The following is a 19678-nucleotide window of genomic DNA, read 5'->3' as shown; positions in this document are numbered from 1 at the left end:
GCGGGTACGATTACCACGAGTTCACAGCGGTGAATCGACTGTCAAGATATGACATGGGTACAACACCTTTCCGATCAGGTCAGGTGTTGTACTAATAGTTTTCAGTCAAGATTATTCTTCTTCTTGGGCATGCTTTGTAAGTTGGATAACAAGGTCGCGCATTCGCCCTGTTTTTTTGGTTTTTCTTTTCTTTACCTGGTTTCGAAGAAAAGGTCTGATTTTGGGGCATTTTTCAGCATGTCAATTAAGCATTCGGCGGCAGAAGAGTTAGGTTTATGTCTGCGGGTTATTATTCCAAGAGTTCTCGGGAGAAAAGGGTTAACTAAAGTGCGGAAGTCGAGGTCATGCCCTGATATAAGGTGAAAGCTTAGTGACGGGATAACGCTAATGCCGAGTCCAGATGCCACCATGCGACTAACTGTTGTTATCTGTCCAGTTTCACATAGTATATTTAATGACTTTCCAATATGCGCCATTGCTCTATCGGTTTCTTGTCGAGAGCTTGAATCTCGATGCATTCCTATGAAAGCGTAATCTGTCAGCGATTGCCATTCTACTACTTTTTGAAGAAGAAGAGGATGGTCAAGTGAGCATATTACTACATTTTTGTCGTCTATGATTGGGGTGAATTCTAGATCTTCCTGCCCGGTCGGCTCTACTGATAAACCAAAGTCAGCACGGCCTTCTTGAACCATCTGAGCTACTTGGTTAGCTAAGATGTCGTGCACGCTTAATTTTATGTTTGGGTAAATTCTGTTGTAATCGGCAATAACCTTTGGTAGCAAACTTGCTGCTAACGTAGGAACTGAGGCAATTCTTACCTTCCCTCTTTTTTTGGAAAATAGTGCATCGAGGTCATCGAAAGCCTCCTGCCAATCTTGTAAAAGGCGCTCTGCCACTGGCAGAAATTCCTGGCCCTCTGGGGTTAGGGTGAGTCGTTTTGTTGCGCGGCTGAAAAGTTGACCTCCTATCTGGGCTTCTAGGTTACGTAGAGCGATAGACACCGCAGGTTGAGATAGGTGCAACCGCTCGCTGGCTTGAGCGAGGCTCTGGGCTTGGGCGACGGCGACGAAGGCACGTAGCTGCTTGACGTTAGTGTTCATTTAGAAAATTTATCATAATTTAAAATATATTCAATATACAAAACCTGTTTTTCTGACCACTCTCATGCCTGAGCACGTCGCTCTGAAGAGAAAACACAACAATGAACCCGTGCAACGGGTAATGGAGATACTCATGAATGCACCGATGAAGAGGCTTCTCACTGGTGTTGTCGTCAGTACCGCGATCGTTTCTTCTTCCGTTTCGATAGTGCAAGCCAATGAGCGACTGCTCATCGGCTCGACATCTAGCTCGTCGAGTCACTACGGCTATTTCGTGGCGGTCAATCAAATCATCAATGCCGAACTCGAGGGGGTCAGCACCTCCGTTGCCGAGACTGGCGCTACCGTCGACAATTTGCGACGGCTTAGCCGCAACCAGATCGACATGGGATTGGTGACAACCAATACTGGATTCCATGCCTATTCTGGGCTCGGTGATTTCGAAAATAGACCAATCGATACCCGTCTTCTGTGGGTCTACACCGTGGCGCCCCAAAATGTGGCAGTGCGTGAGGATGCAGGAGTTTCCAGCTTAGCGGACCTTGAAGGAGTGCGCCTTAACCCGGGCATTACCGGCTCTGCCAGTGAGAGCACCACAGAGAGTGTCATGGAAACTCTCGGGATCATGCCCGATTATGTGCGAGGCTCCACCACCGATGTAGTTGATTCCATCAAGGATGGGCGCATCCAAGGTTACGTGAAGTCTGGGGTAGGCGATCGGCTGGATGGCTCGACCATGGACATCGCCACGTTCACGCCGATTGATGTGCTCTCGCTTAGTGACGAGCAGGCCAACACTCTACGCACCGAAATGCCCGATGTCGCGGTCGTAGATATCCCCGAGGGCGCCGCCGAGGGCTTACCTGCTTATACCACCTGGGCCTTCGGCGTGGCCGTCCACGCTCACCCGGACATGGATGAAGAGACCGCTTACCAGATTACCAAGGCTGTAATGGAAAACCCTGAGCCTCAGGCCAACGCTTTTCCGGCGGTCGAGGATGTTGATCTGGCGCAGATGACTCTCGATGTCGGCACCGTCCCGCTGCATGCAGGTGCAGCACGTTACTTCGAAGAGCAGGGCATGAAGATTCCTGATGCCCTTCAGCCCGCTGAATAACGGCCGTCGTAGGAGTTGTTCATGCGCGAGCATCTGACCCGAGGCCTGGCCCTCACGCTGGGTGGCCTGATCCTCTATACCTCCGCCACTGGCCCATTCGAGAGCATGGTTCAGCGCGGTATCTTCCTCGGCCTAGTGATTTTATTGGGTCTGACCGTCTATCCGCTGGGGGCCGGAAAACGCTGGCGCCCCTTTGGCTTGGCCTTCGATCTGATCCTAGCGGTAGGCACCGTGCTCTCCTGCGGGTACGTTGTCATGAACTACGAACGCATCTTGGTAGAGCTGCCGTGGGCATCGCCCCGTGACATGATGTTCACCGGTGTACTGTTGGTGGCGATTCTGGAGTTGTCGCGGCGTGCCATCGGCTTGATCTTCCCTTTGCTAGTAGTTGCCGGCTTGGCCTACGCCTGGTTCGGTGCCGCCATCCCTGGTCCCCTGGGACATCGCGGATTCGACCTGGCCTACATCACCGAGACCATCTACCTCGGCGATCTCGGTGTGTGGGGCATGCTGGTGGGCGTTGCTGCGACGACCATCGCCGCCTTCGTGCTGTTCGGCAGTCTGTTGCTGCATACCGGCGGCGGCCAGACCTTCATGGATATGGCGCTTCGCATTAGTGGCCGCTCACCGGGTGGGGCCGCCAAGGTGGCCACGGTCGCCTCGGGGTTGTTTGGCATGGTGAGCGGCAGTGCTGTGGCCAACGTGGCCACAACTGGCAACTTTACCATCCCCATGATGAAACGCCTCGAATATCCGCGGCCCTTCGCGGCCGGAGTGGAGGCCGTGGCCTCGACAGGTGGGCAGATCGCACCGCCAATTCTGGGTGCGGCCGCCTTCATCATGGCTGAGATCCTTGGCGAAAGTTACCTGCGCATTGCCTTAGCGGCGTTGCTGCCGGCGATACTGTTTTACCTGGGTGTGTTTCTAACCATCCATCTGGTGGCGCAACGGCGCAAACTTCGTGTCGTGCCTGCCGACGAGCTGCCAGGCTGGCGCGATGTGCTGTGTCCTGAGCGCATCGTGCCGATCCTCGCAGCCCTGGGTGGCCTCTTCTTCGGTGTGCTAAGTGGCCGCTCGATCCAGCTGTCAGCGTTCTACGGCATCCTGATGACGTTGCTTACTTTCGTACCATTCTCGCTGATGGGGAAAATGCCGCCGCGCGAGATCCTCGGAAAGCTGCTCTCGGGACTAATGGATGCCGGCAGGGGCATGGTGATCATAGGTGTGTTGCTGGCTGGTGCGCAGATTCTGGTGGCGATGATCGGCATGACCGGCATCGGCGTGACGCTCGCTAGCCTAATCGTCAACGTGGGCGGGGAGTCATTGTTCCTGGTAGCGGGCATTGTTGGTGGGGTCTGCTTGATCCTCGGCATGGGTATTCCCACCACCGCCGCCTACGTGTTGGTGGCCTCAGTACTGGCGCCAGCACTGACTTCTATCGGCGTGGAACCGTTGATAGCCCACCTGTTCGTGTTCTACTTCGCCACACTCTCTGTGATTACGCCTCCGGTGTGCGTCGCGGTGTTCGTCGCCTCGGGCATCGCCGGAACCAACTGGCTGCCGGCCGCTGGCGAGGCTGTACGATTGGCGGGGGCGATCTATGTGATTCCCTTTCTGCTTCTCATCTACCCAGCTCTAGCAGGTTTCGGTGGGTGGATGGAGATCGCTTTAGCTATCTGTCAGGGAGTTGTCTTCGTTCTCGCATTCTCTTCACTAGTATCACGTGCCACATTCACAGGACGCTACGGTATAGACACATTGATCCTAGTTGGGGTCGTGATTTTGGCATTAACGCCAGGTTGGTTAACAACGACGCTTTCTCTTGTTGCTATGGCTTACATGCTCAATAGCAGGCGGCGCCTTTTTAGATTTAAAATTGGAAGCGTATAATTTTTAATTGCAAATATAAGGGTGTGTGATGTCTTTTTTAATAGGAAGCGGCGCTGGATTTTCTGGTGATAGAACTGATGCAGCTATTGCAGTGGTGGACGAGCTAGTTCGCCGAGGCCAGGCTTCTGCTTTAGTTTTTGAGACTTTAGGAGAGCGAACTTTAGCAGCAGCACATCGGCGGAAGCGTGAAGATCCAGAGGGGGGGTATGAACCACTGGTAGAAGAGCTGTTAGAGCCTATTCTTGGTAAGTGCAAGGCCAATGGTATTCGTGTTTTCGGGAACTTTGGCGCTGCTGATCCCCATGGAGCTTGTCGTAGGATTGATGCGTTAGCCAGCAGTCAAGGTATAAGTAATCTCTCCATAGCGGAGGTTTTCGGCGATGATATCCGGGATGAGCTGCACAACTTGAATTTGCTTCAATGGGAGGCTGAGAAGCGAGATGTCCCTCTAGCCGAGGACTTGGTTTCGGCTAATGTCTACCTTGGCGCTTCACCTTTGGTTGAGGCTATTGATTTTGATGCTGATGTAATTGTTGCTGGTCGAGTAGCTGATCCCTCGCTGTTCCTGGCTCCTTTGATTCACCATTTTGGGTGGGCTTGGAATGACTGGGACCGATTAGCCGCTGGAACAATGGCTGGTCACTTAGGAGAGTGCGGCTCTCAGGTTTGTGGAGGATACTTTGCTGACCCTGGAAAAAAAGATGTGCCAGATATGGCAAGGCTGGGCTATCCAATTATCGAGGTTGATTTCGATGGTTCCCTAGTGGTAACTAAGCCAGAGGGTACTGGTGGTTACGTAAATGAGAGAACTGTTAAAGAGCAGCTTTTATACGAAGTTCACGACCCAGCAAACTATCTGACCCCTGATGTGGTTGTAGATCTTACTGACGTGAATGTCAAAGAGGTGGGTCGTAACAGAGTAGAGGTCACTGGGATAAAAGGAAAATCCTCACCCGCCAGGCTAAAAGCCACAGTATGTTATGGCGGCGGCTGGCTTGGTGAGGCCGAGATCTCTTATTCGGGTCCTAATGCCCTTAGGCGAGCTAAGCTGGCCGCTGAGGTTCTCCGTGAACGGCTAAGCTTCCGGGCTCCTAAGGATTTACGTTCACGTTTCGACATTATTGGTCACCTCAGTGTTTTTAATGATGATGATAGTCGCCTCACTATAAATTCCATCTCTCACTATGACGGTGATTATCGTTTGCGATTAGCAGTTGAGCATTCCGAGAGACGCTGGGTTGAAAGGGCCGCTCAAGAGTTGCTCGCACTTTACTGCTCTGGGCCAGCGGGCGGCGGGGGGGTGCGGCAGAATTTTTCACGCAGGCTGCTAAGTTCTTCCTATCTTGTGCGACGAGAAGATGTGAATTCAGGGGCTCGTATTTACCATGCGTAACTCTTTTTGGTTCAAGGTATGGTTTTTATTCTTTGATTGTGGGAGGGTGGTGTGATTGAAAAAAACATGAAAAGTCGTGATGCTCAAGCTAGTGAAAGTTCATGCGGCGGTTTGTTTCGATTGTATGACGTTGCGCATGCCCGATCAGGAGATAAAGGAGATAGGCTGAATATTTCTCTTTTTCCATACAATAGTGATGATTACTCTCTTTTAGAGGAAGTGGTAACAGAAGAAAAAGTGCTGGAGATTTTTGCGCATCGAGGAGTTTCTCGGGTTAAGCGATATCTTATGCCCAATATAGAGGGTATGAATTTCGTTATTGATGACGTGCTTCAAGGTGGTGTGAATGGCGCTCTAAATCTGGATGGGCATGGGAAAAGCCTATCTTTTTTGCTTCTTTCAATGCCTATGATGAGGCCTAGAAGGTAGTTGCTCAAACTATTTGCCCTTTCAACTTTTTTATGATCCTAAAACTGGGGGATAACAATGATCCGTTACCTTAAAAATGGTGCTAGCGCCGATGCTCGTCTCGATGCCGATCGCAAGGTCCGAGAGGTGGTCGAGACCACCCTGGCCGACATCGAGGCCCGCGGCGATGCCGCCGTCCGCGAACTCTCCGAGCGCTTCGACGGCTGGACGCCCACGAACTTCTTCCTGACCCAGGAGGAGATCGACCAGGCGATCAGCGAGGTCGACCCCCAGGCGCTGGAGGACATCCGCTTCGCCCAGGCTCAGGTGCGTCGTTTCGCCGAGGCCCAGCTGGCCTCCATGCACCCGGTCGAGGTCGAGAACAGCCCCGGCGTCATCCTGGGCCACAAGCACGTGCCAATTGAGGCGGTGGGATGCTATATCCCCGGCGGCGGCTATCCGATGGTGGCTTCAGCCCACATGAGCGTGCTGACCGCCAAGGTGGCGGGCGTCAAGCGAGTGGTCGCCGCGGCACCGCCTTACAAGGGCAAGCCGCATCCGGCCATTGTTGCCGCCATGCACCTGGCCGGCGCTGACGAGATCCTGGTGCTGGGCGGCGTCCAGGCCGTGGGCAGCATGGCCATCGGAACCGAGAGCATCGCTCCGGTGGACATGCTGGTCGGGCCGGGCAACGCCTTCGTCGCCGAGGCCAAGCGCCAGCTGTTTGGCCGCGTGGGCATCGACCTGTTCGCCGGCCCTACCGAGACCCTGGTGATCGCCGACGATAGCGTCGATGGCCTGCTGTGTGCCACCGACCTGCTGGGCCAGGCCGAGCATGGCACCAATTCTCCCTGTGCGCTGCTGACCAATTCCGAGGCCCTGGCCCGCGATACCGAGACCGCTATTGCCGAGTTGCTCGAGAAGCTGCCCACCGCCGAGGCCGCGCGTCAGTCGTGGGAGAACTACGGTGAGATCATCGTCTGCGACAGCCATGAGGAAATGCTTCAGGTCGCCAACGACATGGCCTACGAACATGTCCAGATCATGACCGAGAACGCCGACTGGTATCTCGACAACATGGTCAACTACGGCGCGCTCTTCCTGGGCCCGCGCACCAACGTCGCCTATGGCGACAAGGTGATCGGCACCAATCACACCCTGCCGACCAAGAAGGCGGCCCGCTACACCGGTGGTCTGTGGGTCGGCAAGTTCCTCAAGACCTGCACCTACCAGCGCGTGCTCTCCGACGAGGCCTCTGCCCGCATCGGCAGCTACTGCTCGCGTCTGTGCGCCTTGGAAGGCTTCGCCGGCCACGGTGAGCAGGCCAACGAGCGCGTGCGTCGCTATGGTCAGCGCGATGTGCCCTATGCCAGCCAGGTAGAAGCCTGAGTCGGCTATGCAGGAGGCAACAATGAAACTACCACAGACACCGAGCCATCGGCTGGACGGTTGCACGGCCCTGGTGACTGGGGCCAGCAAAGGGTTGGGGCTGGCTGCCGCCTGTGCTCTGGCCGAGGCCGGCGCCCGGGTGATCCTGGTGGCTCGTGATGCCGCGATGCTGGATGAGGCGGTGGCGGCGATGACCACCGCCGGCCTCGACGCCGTGGGGCTCCCCCTCGACGTGACCGATACCACCGCGGTGCGTGAGGCCCTGGCCGGTCGTCGCATCGACGTCCTGGTCAACAACGCCGGTACTAACCGGCCTAAGCCGCTGGCCGAGATCGATGAAGCCGACTATGCGGCAGTCATGGACATCAACGTCCGCGCCGCCTACTTCCTGGCCCAGGCCGTGGCCGAGGCCATGCCAGAGGGCGGCTCCATCATCAACATGTCCTCCCAGATGGGGCATGTGGGTGCCGCCAATCGGACGCTTTACTGCACCTCCAAGGCGGCGGTGGAGGGCATGACGCGGTCCATGGCGGTCGAGCTGGGTTCGCGCGGCATTCGCGTCAACAGCGTCTGCCCGACCTTCATCGAGACACCGATGACCCGGCCCTTCTTCGACAAGCCGGGTTTTCGTGAGGAGGTGCTGGCGAAGATCCCGCTGGGGCGACTGGGGCAGGTAGAGGACATCATGGGGCCGGTGGTTTTTCTTGCCTCGGACGCCGCCGCTCTGCTGACAGGGGGAGCCCTGATGGTTGATGGAGGTTGGACGGCCCAATAATATATTTACCATTTCTATAATCATAATTTCAATATATTGGCGTCCTTGGAAAATTAAATAACTAACTGCATGGATGGGTTCTATGAAAAATAAGGCTGGATTTTTTATAAGTTTTCTTGCTGCAAGCGTAGCATTTTCACCTTTGTCGTCAGCTGAAGTTTACGCCAAAGAAGAGTGGACGATGACGACGACTTGGCCTGAAAATCTCGATCTAATCGAGATTGACCGCCATTGGGTGGAGCTTGTAAATAACATTGCTGGCGATGACCTTAATATCAATTTCCGTTCAGGCGGTACGTTGATGCCCGGCACTGAAGTGTTTGACGCCACCCAGACCGGTGCCATCCAGGCGGCCGGTGACTGGCCCGGCTACTGGGCCGGTCTGAGTCCGGCTTTTTCACCGCTGGCCACAACTACTAGTCTTTTTAATGCTGTCGATTACATTAATTGGATTCATCAGTGGGGTGGTTGGGAGCTTTACCAAGAAGTCTACGAAGAATACGGTATGGTTTATTTGCCATATGCCGCTCTCAATACCGAGTCCGGTTTTATGGGCCGGACTCCAATCACTAGCTTGGCGGATTTAGAGGGTAAACGGCTTCGTCTCTCTGGGCGTGATCAGGGGCGAGTATTGGAAAAACTCGGCGGTTCTCAGGTCACACTGTCTGGTGGCGAGCTCTATCAGGCTATTGAACGCGGCGTAGTAGATGGAGGAGAGTTTTCCAATCCGGGGATAGATCACAAAGCTGGTTTCGACGAGGTTGTGGATTATTGGTCTACACCAGGTTGGCATCAATCTGGCACTGTGCTTGGAGTAATGATCAACAAGGGTGCTTGGGATGCCCTCTCCGAGGAGACCCAGGAAAAGCTGAAGATCGCCGCCGAGGCAACCATGACTTGGGCACTAGCTTGGTCCGAGCGCGGCTCCACTGAGGGTGCTATCGACTTCATTGAGGCAGGAGTGACGATTAACCAGCTCCCAGACGAGGATATTGAACGTATTCAGGAAATCACCAACGAGGTGATCGTCCAGGGCGCCTGCGAGGACCCGATGCACGCCAAGGTCTACCACTCCATGATCAGCTACCTGGACCACTACGCCAACTGGCGTGACGTCTCGGTGCCCTACAACATGAGCCGCGTCACCGACGACCTGCCGTCCCTCGAGGAGATCGAGGCCTGCATGAACCAGTAAGCGGCCCGGGCCGGCCCTGCGAGGCCGGCCCCGATCGCGACGGTTCCGCCGACTTCCCTCCCGACCGCTTCGTCCGATGCCGAGAGCTCCCACCATGACTGCCATTGCCAGGGCCATCGATGCCCTCAACGAGGGCTTCGGCCGACTTATCGCGCCGCTGCTCGCCGTGATCACGCTGATCGTGATCTATGACATCGCCATGCGCTTCTTTATCGGACGCCCCAGTGACTGGGCCTTCGATCTGACCAAGATGCTGTTTGGCGCCCATTTTATGCTGATGGCCGCCTTCGGGCTGCGCCATCATGCCCACGTCGAGGTCGACGTGCTCAAGCGCCTGCTCGCTCGTCGCAAGCAGGCGGTCCTCGGGCTCCTCGGCTACCTGATCTTCTTCGTGCCCTTCATCTGGATGCTGCTGACCCTCGGCTGGGCGTTCTTCGAGCGCTCCTTCAGCCGCGGCGAGACCACCTACGGCATGATGGCCATCCCGGTCTATCCGGTGAAGGGCGTGATCGTGGTCGCCGCCGGCCTGCTGCTGCTGCAGGCCATCGCCATCGTCATCCGCGCCGTCCAGGCGCTGGGCAAGGAGACCCCCGCATGAACGCCGAGATGCTCACCCTGTTCATGTTCGGCGGCCTGCTGGTCGGCCTCTTCATGGGCCATCCGCTGGCCTTCGTGCTCGGCGGTGTCGCCGTGCTCGGCGCCTGGTTCGGCCCCGGCGCCAATTCGCTGGGCATCCTGATCAACAACATCTACGGCAACGCCATGGATAACTACGTCCTGGTGGCCATCCCGCTGTTCATCCTGATGGCGCGCTTCCTCAACGACTCGGGCGTCACCGAGAAGATGTTCGAGTCGATGCGCCTGCTGCTCGCGAACCTGCGCGGCGGCCTGGCGCTGACGGTGGTGGTCGTGTCGGTGCTGCTGGCCGCCACCACCGGCATCGTCGGCGCCTCCATCGCGGTGATGGGCATGATCGCCCTGGTGCCGATGCTGAACTACGGCTACAACAAGCAGCTCAGCACCGGGGTGATCATGGCCAGTGGCTGCCTGGGCATCCTGATCCCGCCGAGCATCATGCTGATCCTGATGGCCAGCTACTCGCCGGTCTCGGTGGGCGCGCTGTTCGCCGGCGCCCTGGTCCCGGGGCTGATGCTCGGCGCGATGTACGCCCTCTACGTGCTGGTGATCTGCCACCTCAAGCCCGAGTACGGCCCGCTGGTGCCGGCCGAGGAGCGCGCCGGGGTCTCCACCGGCGAGCTTGTGAAGATGCTGGGCAAGTACGTGCTGCCGCCGATGGCGCTGATCCTCGGCGTGCTGGGCTCGCTGTTCACCGGCATCGCCACCGCCACCGAAGCCTCGGCCATCGGCGTGGCCATCGCCTTCCTGCTGTTCCTGATCTTCGGCGATCGCAAGGCGTCTACCTGCTACCGCACCCTGATCGAGGCCAGCAAGACCACCACCATGGTGATGCTGGTGCTGGTGGGCGCCACCGCCTTCACCGGGGTCTTCTCCATCGGCGGCGGTATGGAGGTGATCCACGAGGTGGTGATGGCGATGCCCGGCGGCACCACCGGGGCGCTGATCCTGATGCTCTTCCTGGTCTTCATCCTGGGCATGTTCCTGGACTGGACCGGCATCGTGCTGCTGAGCTTCCCGATCATGCTGCCGATCGTCGAGAGCATGGGCATCGACGTGCTGTGGTTCGTGGTGATGGTGGCCGTGGTGCTGCAGACCTCGTTCCTCACGCCGCCCTTCGGGTACGCCCTGTTCTACCTCAAGGGCGTGGCCCCCCAGGGGGTCGAGACCCTCGACCTCTACAAGGCGGTGATCCCCTTTGTGGCGCTGATCGTGCTGGCCTGCCTGCTGATGGCATTTTTCCCGATTTTGGCCACTGGATTGCCCTCTATGCTTTTAGATTTTTAAGCCTCAAATTTTGTCCATTTGGCAGCCGCAGATATTGAGTGCGGTTGGTAACAGATAAAGGAGTCAAGAGGATTTAAGCTCATTTCGGCTCGTCTCTCTTAAGCGTTGTGTGATTTTCGTTAAATGATTTTTCGAGATTGCTGTCTTGTGGGCGTGCCGAATTCTTGGTTTCGCATGTTGATTTTTCTTTTGGGCAATGATTGGTGAGAAGGATTGCCAAGGTTGATAGCAATAGTGTTTTTTAGTGCTAGGCGTCTATAGATTTAGCTTTACAACCATGGTGGCGTATGTTCTATTTGAGTTTATGCTGATTGCTTTTGCATTAAATTTTGATTTTCATAGGAATTTGTTTGTAAGCGATTTTCTGGAGGAAAGATGAAGTCGAATAGGCTCGAAGGTAAAATTGTTACAAGTTCTCTCGAGTTCCCTGAAGGTCCAATCGCTATGGCGGATGGTAGCGTGTTGGTAGTTGAGATAAAGGGAGGGCGGCTTACGCGTGTATTGCCCAATGGAGAGTTGCAGACTGTAGCCGAGGTGGGGGGAGGTCCAAATGGCGCTGCCATAGGGCCAGACGGTTTTTGCTACATATGCAACAATGGTGGTTTTAAGTGGCATAGTGATGAGGGTTACACGAGGCCTGTTGGTGCTGCTGATGATTATGCGGGTGGCGCGATACAGCGAGTTGATATCGCGACAGGAAGATTTGAGACGCTCTATAGTCACTGTGATGGAGAGACTCTTAAAGGCCCTAATGATATCGTTTTTGATGATAAAGGCGGATTCTGGTTTACTGACTTCGGGAAGAAGTTTGATGACCGCCTCATGCTGGGGAGAGTCTATTATGCCAAGATCGATGGAGACTTTATAACTTGTGCGGCAACAGATCTTATAACTCCTAACGGGGTGGGTATTTCTCCGATTGGTGAGACGTTATACGTTTCAGAAACGGAAACTAGCCGGCTATGGTGTTATCCTATCTTGGGTGAAGGAGTGCTGGGTAAAGAACCTTGGCCCTCTCCCAATGGTGGTAAGCTTATGAATGGACTTCCTGGTTATCAACGGTTTGATTCTATGGCGGTTGAAGCTGGAGGTAATATCTGTGTTGCGACTCTGGTTGAGGGAGGGGTGAATGTTTTCTCTCCCCAAGGTGAACTTATAGAGTCTTATTCTGCTCCAGAAGGTTATTGCACGAATATTTGCTTCGGAGGAGATGGCCTTAAAACGGCTTACATAACTCTTTCTGGTTGTGGTCAATTGTTGTCGGTGCCTTGGAATCGTTCTGGGCTGAAGCTAGCGTTCTGATGTTAGTGAGTGCGAAAAGGGGTTAAGTTGCTATGGACACCTCATTTCAGTGTGCTGTATGAATGAGGTGCCCACTGTTGTTTGGCAAGAACAAGCTAGGGAGCTTAAAAGATAGATGTCGGGTTTCGTGTGAGTAAAGGCTCGTTTGATAAAAACTCAGGACGCTTGGTCTGTTATTCTTTCATCACCGCAATAGGTGATTGATGGTGCAGAGCCATCTGCGGAATGTGGTGATTGTATGTACAATCATGGTGTTCGTCTGACAAATCTTCCCCGTGGGACACCTATATGTACAGTGATGGTAATCACCTGACACATGCCCCCGTGGGGCTCCTATAGTTAAGCAGTGTTTTCTGACGTTTTCCTGGGCTCCTTCTTCGGTGATTTGGGGAGCCCTTTCTTGAACGCGGTATAGGGCGTCATCCCCTTGACCTTCTCCCCAGAAACCGGTCCACCGGCAATGTGAGATGTCCGCTACGTTTACCCTGATAGCCGGAGATCTCGCGATGAAGCGTAATCGACATACCGAAGAGCAGGTCATCACCATCCTCAAGGCCCATGAGCGCGGCGTCTCGGTGGCCGAGCTGGCTCGGCAGAATGGTGTCACCGAGCAGACCATCTATCGCTGGAAGGCCAAGTACGGTGGTATGGAGGTATCAGAGGCCAAGCGTCTGCGGGAGCTGGAGGCAGAGAATGCCCGCCTGAAGAAGCTGCTGGCGGAAAGCGCTCTCGATAATGCCGCCCTCAAGGAGATCGTCTCGGGAAAGTGGTGACGCCCGAAGCGAAGCGGCGGGCGGTAACGCACCTGGTGACAGGCGGCTGGCTCAGCCAGCGACATGCCTGTCGATTGCTGGGCCTGCCACGGTCGGTGGCCCGCTACCAAGCGATGCCGCGTGACGATGAGCCGCTTCGGGCCCGACTGAACGCCTTGGCGACCTGCTACCCCCGCTACGGCTACCTGCTGCTGCACGCTTTGTTGCGTCAGGAGGGCCTGGTGGTGAATCGCAAGCGAACTTACCGGCTGTACCGTGAAGCTGGGCTTCAGGTCCGCACCCGGCGGCGCAAGCGACTGGTGCGGCCAAGAGCGCCAATGCCATGTCCAGACAGGCCCAACCAGCGCTGGTCGATGGACTTCGTCTCAGATCAGCTGGCCTCGGGGCGCCGATTCCGGGTGCTGAACATCGTGGACGACTTCAGCAGAGAGTGTGTTGGTCAGCTGGTGGACACGTCCATTTCCGGGCGTCGCTTGGCCAGGTTCCTGGATGACATTGCGCAGCAGCGTGCGCTGCCCGCGTCGATTGTCTGCGATAACGGCCCCGAACTGACCAGCAAGGCGATGTTCTTCTGGGCGCGTGAGCGGAAGGTCACGCTGGCCTTTATACAGCCGGGCAAGCCGACACAGAATGCCTTCATCGAGAGCTTCAACGGCAAGTTCCGGGATGGCTGTCTCAATCAGCACTGGTTTCTGAGCCTGAACGATGCAAGACATGAAATCGACCAATGGAGGACCCACTACAACCATGTCAGACCGCACCGCTCGCTGGGCTATCTTCCACCCGTCGCCTATGCCAGGGGTGTGCATGAAGGAGCGGTTCTCACATTGTGGTTGGACCGAAACCAGGGGGAAGGTCAGCTGAAACATCAATCACCGATTGTGATGATGAAGGACTGGCAGACCAAGCTTCCTGAGTTATTTGCCAAGGGGGGGGGGGTAGTCAATCACACGGGACCCGACATTTATTCTATGAACCCATATTTTGTAAGATATCTCTTACAAGGCATAAGCTAAATAGTACAAAAATGATACAAAATAGTTTCTCCTTTTTCGTGCCATCCGATTTCTCACCTGCTGGTTAGCTGATAAGATCTATGACATTTGGTAGTGACACCCTATCCTTCATCTAGGAGGGTGGGGCGTTCGTTCATGCTGCGTGGGGTGCTGTAATGAAAATGTTCTCAGGGAGGAGAGGTGTTGAAAGTGCAAGTCAACACCGTAAGCCGTTGGTTAAACTTTTTTTTATCGCGAGTCTACTGCCTGGTGCGACCCTGCTTGCATCCGGAGGCGTACTCGCTCAGTCGATGAATTTTCCTTCGGGGTTGTCTTCGCCTGGTTCAGCAGAACTACGCGGCGTGGTGCAGGAAGCTATCACCACCAATCCAGAAGTGCAGGCGGCGTGGCAGGAGTTCCAGGCGTCAGGACATGATCGCCGAGGAGTATGGGGCAACTACCTGCCTAGCATCGATGCCAATGCCGGCGTCGGCCGAGAGGATCGCGAGTACGATCGGCGCGGGAGCTATGACACGAACTATGCGGAACTGACGTTGACACAGATGTTGTACGACGGTTTCGCGACCAGTAACGAGGTCGATCGCTTGGGTCACGCCCAGCTCGTGCGTTATTACGAGCTGCTGGGGGCCAGTGAAGAGGTGGCTCTGGAGGCGGTGAGGGCCTATCTGGATGTGCAGCGCTACCGTGAGTTGGTGGGGTTGGCGAAAGAGAACTACCGCAAGCATCTCGAGGTGTTCGATCAGGTCGAGCAGAAGACCCTGTCAGGAGCCGGGCGAGGCGTCGACCTCGAACAGATCAGCGGTCGACTCGCCTTGGCCGAATCCAACCTGATGACCGAGGCGTCCAACCTGCATGATGTGACGGCGCGCTATCAGCGCATCGTCGGCGAGCTGCCGGCCGCCGACTTGATGGCGGCTCCAACATTCGCCGAGCACCTCCCGGGCAGTGTTGCGCGGGCACTCGAGCTGGCATTCCAGGGGAATCCCAACTTCCATGCCGCAATCGAGGATATTGAGGCCTCACGCGCCGAGCAGCGCGGCACGCGCTCTGCTTTTCATCCCCAGCTGGACTTCGTCGCACGTACGGGCACCTATCGCGACAGCAATTCCCATTCTGCGCTAGACCCCGACCGGCGGCAAGATCGCCACAGCATCGAGCTGGTCGCTAGTATGAATCTCTATCGCGGCGGCAGCGATCTGGCGAGCTATCGTGCCGCCGGTGATCGTTTGGAGCAGGCTCGGGACTTGCGCGAGAAGGCATGCGTCGATCTTCGCCAGACCACCCAAGTGGCCTACAACGATACTCGACGTTTGCGGGAGCAGCTCGAGTACCTGAATCAGCATCGCCTCTCCACCAACCGTGTTCGTCGCGCCTACCAGCAGCAGTTCGAGATAGGCCAGCGTAGCCTGCTGGACGTGCTGGATACCGAGAACGAGTACTTTGAATCCAGCCGCGCCTATGTGAACGCGCAGCATGATGTGGGCCTGGCCGACGCTCGAACGCTGGCAGCCATGGGCCAATTAACGCAGATGCTGGACGTGCGCCGGGACGACATACCGACCCTGGAGGAGCTGGGCAGCGACGGCGTGAAGCTCGACGCCGAAACGGTCTGCCCAGCGCCAGGCCCGAGCGGCTATGCGCTTGAAGACTTCACGCGCGGACTTTCGTCCACGTCGACAGCGCCGGTCCAATGATCAGCACGCAACTGGGGCGTCCTCGAGAAGTTGACGCCATGTGGGACGACATCATGTCGAGGTATGTGTGACTCAGCAGACCGTGATGGACGAGGCGCAGGATGACGCCTCGTCGCTGGGAGACGACGAGCTGCTGGAATGCCTGGTTAGTGTCGCTCGTTTTTATGAGCACGATGTTAATCGCGATGCGCTGACCGCAGGATTGCCGCTCGAGGCGGGCCGACTGACGCCCGGAGGGTTTACCCGTGCCGCGTCGCGTGCCGGGCTCGCAGCACGGCTCGTGAAAACGCGATTGGCATGGCTCAAGCCCGAGCTGTTTCCGGTGGTGCTGCTGCTCGATGCCGGACGTGCCTGCGTGCTGCTGGAGCGGGATCTCGACTCCGGCCGCGCGAAGGTTATCTTTCCGGACCTCGACGATGCAGCGACCGATGTCTCTCTGGACAGCCTGGAGGCAAGCTATGGCGGGCGGGCCATCTATGCGCGACCGCGGTTCCGCCCGCACGCTCCGCCAGCCGGCGTTGACCGCCAGCGCGGTCGGCACTGGTTCTGGGGCGTGATTCGCGAGAATCGTCGATTGTATCGCGACGTGATTGCCGGTTCTGTGGTAATCAACCTCTTCGCGCTGGCAATGCCCCTGTTCGTCTTGAACGTCTACGACCGTGTTGTTCCCAACCACGCTACGGAGACGCTCTGGGTATTGGCGGTGGGCGTGATCATCGTGTTGGGATTCGATCTCATCTTGAGGCTGCTGCGCAGCCGCTTCGTGGACCTGGCGGCCAGCCGTGCCGACGTGAAGTTGTCATCGACGCTGATGAGCCAAGTGCTGGGGCTTCGCCTGTCAGCGCGTCCAGCCTCGACGGGCGCCTTCGCCTCAATGATGCAGTCTTTCGAAGCAGTGCGAGGATTTATCGGTTCGGCCACTGTTATCGGCCTGGTCGATCTGCCGTTCGTGCTGATGTTCGCTGCGATCATTGCTCTGATCGGCCCGGCCCTGGTTCTCCCAGTGTTGGTTGGCATACTTTTCGTGCTGTTGTATGCCTTCGCCGCCCAGGGCAAGCTGCACGAGCTGTCTCAAACCACTCAGGAGGCGAGCTGTCAGCGCAATGCCACGCTTGTTGAATCTGTCTCGCAGCTGGAGACGCTCAAAGCGTTGCGTGGCGAAAGCCGGATCCAAGGGTTCTGGGAGAAGGCCTCAGCCTTCCTCTCACGGACGAACGTGCAGCTGCGCTTTATCAGCTCCTCGGTGACCAGCGTCGCCCAGTGGATCCAGCATTGCGTGGCGGTGGTGATCATCATCATCGGCGTCTACCTGATCGTTGACGGTCAGCTGACCCAGGGAGGATTGATCGCGGCATACATGCTTTCTTCGCGAGCCATGGCGCCGATCAGCCAGGCCGCGGCCCTGTTGGCTCAATACCATCAGGCATCTACGGCGCTGCAGGGCCTTGATGGGATCATGGCCCTGCCGGCCGAACGCGATGACCAGGCCGCTACCATTGATTGTCCCGTCGTGCGCGGGGATTTGACCCTGGAACGCGTGACTTTTCGCTATCCAGACGAGCAGCGCGACGCCCTGCGTGACGTCTCTGTGAACATCGCGGCGGGAGAACGGGTTGCTGTACTGGGGCGCGTGGGATGCGGTAAGACAACGTTGCACAAGCTGCTATTGGGGCTCTTCGCGCCGGACGCGGGTGGCGTGCGACTGGATGGCGTCGACACCCGCCAGCTTGAGCCGACGCAGCTCCGCCGCCACTTTGGCTATGTTCCTCAGGACGTCATCCTTTTCCAAGGCAGCTTGCGTGACAACATCCTGGCGGGGGCGGGCCAGCAGCCGGTTGACGACCAGGCGCTGCTTCGTGCCATCCGCCTGAGCGGGCTCGAAACGTTGGTCAATGGTCACCCCTCCGGGCTGGACCTCCAGGTCGGCGAGCGGGGGCAGCGCCTCTCCGGTGGTCAGCGTCAGCAGGTGGCCATTGCCCGAGCCATGGTGCATGACCCCCAGATATTCTTGCTCGATGAGCCAACGAGCGCCATGGACCACTCCTCCGAAGGGGGGCTGAAGGCGCACCTGAACGAAGCAACGCGAGGTAAGACGACGGTGCTGATTACTCACCGTACCTCGCTGCTGCCGCTGGTGGATCGCATCATCGTCTTCGACGCCGGCCAGCTGGTGGCCGATGGACCACGCGATCAGGTTCTAGAGGCCCTTAGCAGCGGAAAAATCGGGAGGGCGAAGGTATGAGTCGCTCGTCCCGCAGCGCCGAACAACAAGGGTTTGAAGCTATCGGTCGCGTCTCGAAGGCTGGGCGCCGCCCTCTGGGAAGGCTCATGGAGCGTCTCTTCGCATGGCGATCTGGCGTGGTTCCCCCGGGCGACGAGTGGTTCAGCGAGGCCGACTGGGCGTGTTTGCAGCAGGAGCCGCTTCGGGCCCGCTGGCTGCTCTATTTGGTCGTGTTGGCCGTCATCGTGTTGATCGTATGGTCGGCATTTGCCCCCTTGGATGAGGTGACGCGAGGCAGCGGCCGCATTATTCCCTCGAGCCAGCTACAGAAAGTGCAGTCGTTCGATGGCGGCGTGGTGCAGGAGGTGCTGGTGACCGAGGGCGAGCGCGTAGAGCGCGGGCAGTTGTTGATGCGAATCGATCCCACGCGCTTCCTCGCCAACTTCCGGGAGAACCGGGCTCAGGCCGAATCCCTGGAGGCCCGAGTTGAGCGACTGCAGGCGCTGGTGTCGGATGCACCATTCGCCCCGTCGTCCGAGCTTTCTGAGAAGGCGCCGAATATCGTTGCCCAGGAGAGAGAGCTCTACCGCACAAACCTCGATGCTCTGGAGGAGCAGAAGAGCATTCTCCGCGAGCAGTTGGCGCAACGTCGCGCCGAGCTCGACGAAGCGGTATCGCGGCGCGATACCGCCGCTCGAGAGCTGGGCATGGCGGGCCGCGAGCTGAATCTGACGCGGCCTCTACTGAATTCCGGTGCGGTCTCTGAGGTCGAGGTGCTGCGGTTGCAGCGCGACGTGACTCAGGCCCGCGGCCAGCGCGATCAGGCAGCCGCGCAGGTGGAACGTCTCCAGTCGGCCATCGATGAGGCCGAGTCGAAGCTGCGTGAGGTTGCTCTCAACGCCCGCAACGATTGGCGTGACGCCCTGTCCAGCGCGCTGGCCGATCTCGGCGCGCTCGATGAATCCAGCGCCGGCCTGGAGGATCGGGTTCGGCTGTCGGAAATTCGCTCTCCGGTGGATGGCATTGTACAGCGGCTGACCATCAATACTATTGGTGGCGTGGCGCAGCCGGGGCAGGAGGTGGTCGAAGTCGTGCCCACCAATGACACCCTTATGGTCGAGGCGAGAATTGCGCCTCAGGACATCGCTTTCTTACGGCCAGGACAGCCGGCGACCATCAAGCTCACGGCCTACGACTTCGCAATCTACGGGGGCCTACAGGCCGAATTAGTCCGCATCAGCCCCGATACGATCACCGACGATGATGGCAATACCTTCTATCTGGTGAGAGTCCGGACGGTACAAGGTGATAGCGAGCATCAGACGCTCGATGTGATCCCCGGGATGACCGCCCAAGTGGACATCATGACGGGGAAGAGAACAGTTATGCAGTACATGCTCAAGCCGGTGTTGAGGGCTTGGGGCAACGCTCTGGGAGAGCGTTGACAGCGGTAGCGAATATACATAAGGAATTCATCAA

At 57.2% G+C, this 19678-nt stretch carries 14 protein-coding genes and 2 pseudogenes; 14 read left to right on the top strand and 2 right to left on the bottom strand.

The annotated features are described in order from the left end of the window. Window positions 1-191: 191 nt before the first annotated feature. Window positions 192-1103: a LysR family transcriptional regulator gene (locus FIU88_RS09620; RefSeq protein ID WP_152479069.1), complete on the bottom strand. Its 912-nt coding sequence runs from the start codon at window positions 1101-1103 to the stop codon at window positions 192-194. A 133-nt stretch (window positions 1104-1236) separates the two neighbouring features. On the opposite strand from FIU88_RS09620, the gene FIU88_RS09615 reads away from it, so the two are divergent. From FIU88_RS09615 to FIU88_RS09570, 10 genes are all read left to right on the top strand, one after another. Continuing rightward, window positions 1237-2220 (top strand): TAXI family TRAP transporter solute-binding subunit, encoded by a 984-nt coding sequence (locus FIU88_RS09615; RefSeq protein WP_253742473.1) that lies wholly within the window; start codon window positions 1237-1239, stop codon window positions 2218-2220. Window positions 2221-2241: 21 nt separating this feature from the next. Then, the gene (locus tag FIU88_RS09610; protein ID WP_172977694.1) at window positions 2242-4110 is read left to right on the top strand and encodes a TRAP transporter fused permease subunit; all 1869 of its coding nucleotides are present in this window, start codon (window positions 2242-2244) and stop codon (window positions 4108-4110) included. 28 nt (window positions 4111-4138) lie between these two features. Further along, on the top strand, window positions 4139-5503 hold the full coding sequence (locus FIU88_RS09605) for an acyclic terpene utilization AtuA family protein (RefSeq protein ID WP_152479067.1): 1365 nt from the start codon (window positions 4139-4141) through the stop codon (window positions 5501-5503). Window positions 5504-5569: 66 nt separating this feature from the next. Then, a complete protein-coding gene (locus FIU88_RS09600) occupies window positions 5570-5932 on the top strand; it encodes a hypothetical protein (RefSeq protein WP_152479066.1) in 363 nt (120 codons plus the stop codon). Window positions 5933-5989: 57 nt separating this feature from the next. Beyond that, entirely contained in the window at window positions 5990-7300 is a 1311-nt protein-coding gene (gene hisD, locus FIU88_RS09595) for a histidinol dehydrogenase (protein ID WP_152479065.1), read from the top strand. A gap of 22 nt (window positions 7301-7322) precedes the next feature. After that, window positions 7323-8075 carry an SDR family NAD(P)-dependent oxidoreductase gene (locus FIU88_RS09590; protein ID WP_152479064.1) on the top strand — a complete coding sequence of 251 codons (753 nt, stop codon included), beginning with the start codon at window positions 7323-7325 and terminating at the stop codon, window positions 8073-8075. An 82-nt stretch (window positions 8076-8157) separates the two neighbouring features. Beyond that, window positions 8158-9270 carry a TRAP transporter substrate-binding protein DctP gene (dctP, locus tag FIU88_RS09585; RefSeq protein ID WP_152479063.1) on the top strand — a complete coding sequence of 371 codons (1113 nt, stop codon included), beginning with the start codon at window positions 8158-8160 and terminating at the stop codon, window positions 9268-9270. Between the two features lie 94 nt (window positions 9271-9364). Then, entirely contained in the window at window positions 9365-9868 is a 504-nt protein-coding gene (locus FIU88_RS09580) for a TRAP transporter small permease subunit (protein ID WP_152479062.1), read from the top strand. After that, complete coding sequence (locus tag FIU88_RS09575) at window positions 9865-11193, top strand: TRAP transporter large permease subunit (protein ID WP_152479061.1); 1329 nt, start codon at window positions 9865-9867, stop codon at window positions 11191-11193. Before FIU88_RS09580 ends, FIU88_RS09575 begins: the two co-directional genes overlap by 4 nt. A gap of 375 nt (window positions 11194-11568) precedes the next feature. Further along, window positions 11569-12495: an SMP-30/gluconolactonase/LRE family protein gene (locus tag FIU88_RS09570; protein WP_152479060.1), complete on the top strand. Its 927-nt coding sequence runs from the start codon at window positions 11569-11571 to the stop codon at window positions 12493-12495. A gap of 30 nt (window positions 12496-12525) precedes the next feature. Here FIU88_RS09570 and FIU88_RS19395 read toward each other — a convergent pair. Then, window positions 12526-12734, bottom strand: a pseudogene (locus FIU88_RS19395) (IS481 family transposase); the annotation flags it as partial. A 267-nt stretch (window positions 12735-13001) separates the two neighbouring features. On the opposite strand from FIU88_RS19395, the pseudogene FIU88_RS09565 reads away from it, so the two are divergent. The 4 genes and pseudogenes from FIU88_RS09565 to FIU88_RS09550 form a co-directional block, all read left to right on the top strand. Continuing rightward, window positions 13002-14074: pseudogene (locus FIU88_RS09565) on the top strand (IS3 family transposase); the annotation flags it as partial. Window positions 14075-14625: 551 nt separating this feature from the next. Next, window positions 14626-15978, top strand: coding sequence for a TolC family outer membrane protein (locus tag FIU88_RS09560; protein WP_253742471.1), 1353 nt, complete (start codon window positions 14626-14628; stop codon window positions 15976-15978). An 85-nt stretch (window positions 15979-16063) separates the two neighbouring features. Beyond that, complete coding sequence (locus FIU88_RS09555) at window positions 16064-18220, top strand: type I secretion system permease/ATPase (RefSeq protein ID WP_152480187.1); 2157 nt, start codon at window positions 16064-16066, stop codon at window positions 18218-18220. Next, entirely contained in the window at window positions 18217-19644 is a 1428-nt protein-coding gene (locus FIU88_RS09550; RefSeq protein ID WP_152479058.1) for an HlyD family type I secretion periplasmic adaptor subunit, read from the top strand. The genes FIU88_RS09555 and FIU88_RS09550 overlap by 4 nt, the downstream gene beginning before the upstream one ends. Window positions 19645-19678: the final 34 nt, after the last annotated feature.

This window comes from Halomonas sp. THAF12 (genome assembly GCF_009363675.1).
In the GTDB taxonomy this organism is placed as follows: domain Bacteria; phylum Pseudomonadota; class Gammaproteobacteria; order Pseudomonadales; family Halomonadaceae; genus Halomonas; species Halomonas smyrnensis.
The sequence above is the reverse complement of the archived record's forward strand: the minus strand, read 5'-3'. Positions and strand labels throughout refer to the sequence as shown.

Bases quoted from the DNA above. Each gene is read 5' to 3' on its own strand.
- FIU88_RS09620 (WP_152479069.1), bottom strand. From the start codon at position 1,103: ATGAACACTAACGTCAAGCAGCTACGTGCCTTCGTCGCCGTCGCCCAA.
- FIU88_RS09615 (WP_253742473.1), top strand. From the start codon at position 1,237: ATGAATGCACCGATGAAGAGGCTTCTCACTGGTGTTGTCGTCAGTACC.
- FIU88_RS09610 (WP_172977694.1), top strand. From the start codon at position 2,242: ATGCGCGAGCATCTGACCCGAGGCCTGGCCCTCACGCTGGGTGGCCTG.
- FIU88_RS09605 (WP_152479067.1), top strand. From the start codon at position 4,139: ATGTCTTTTTTAATAGGAAGCGGCGCTGGATTTTCTGGTGATAGAACT.
- FIU88_RS09600 (WP_152479066.1), top strand. From the start codon at position 5,570: ATGAAAAGTCGTGATGCTCAAGCTAGTGAAAGTTCATGCGGCGGTTTG.
- hisD (WP_152479065.1), top strand. From the start codon at position 5,990: ATGATCCGTTACCTTAAAAATGGTGCTAGCGCCGATGCTCGTCTCGAT.
- FIU88_RS09590 (WP_152479064.1), top strand. From the start codon at position 7,323: ATGAAACTACCACAGACACCGAGCCATCGGCTGGACGGTTGCACGGCC.
- dctP (WP_152479063.1), top strand. From the start codon at position 8,158: ATGAAAAATAAGGCTGGATTTTTTATAAGTTTTCTTGCTGCAAGCGTA.
- FIU88_RS09580 (WP_152479062.1), top strand. From the start codon at position 9,365: ATGACTGCCATTGCCAGGGCCATCGATGCCCTCAACGAGGGCTTCGGC.
- FIU88_RS09575 (WP_152479061.1), top strand. From the start codon at position 9,865: ATGAACGCCGAGATGCTCACCCTGTTCATGTTCGGCGGCCTGCTGGTC.
- FIU88_RS09570 (WP_152479060.1), top strand. From the start codon at position 11,569: ATGAAGTCGAATAGGCTCGAAGGTAAAATTGTTACAAGTTCTCTCGAG.
- FIU88_RS09555 (WP_152480187.1), top strand. From the start codon at position 16,064: ATGGACGAGGCGCAGGATGACGCCTCGTCGCTGGGAGACGACGAGCTG.
- FIU88_RS09550 (WP_152479058.1), top strand. From the start codon at position 18,217: ATGAGTCGCTCGTCCCGCAGCGCCGAACAACAAGGGTTTGAAGCTATC.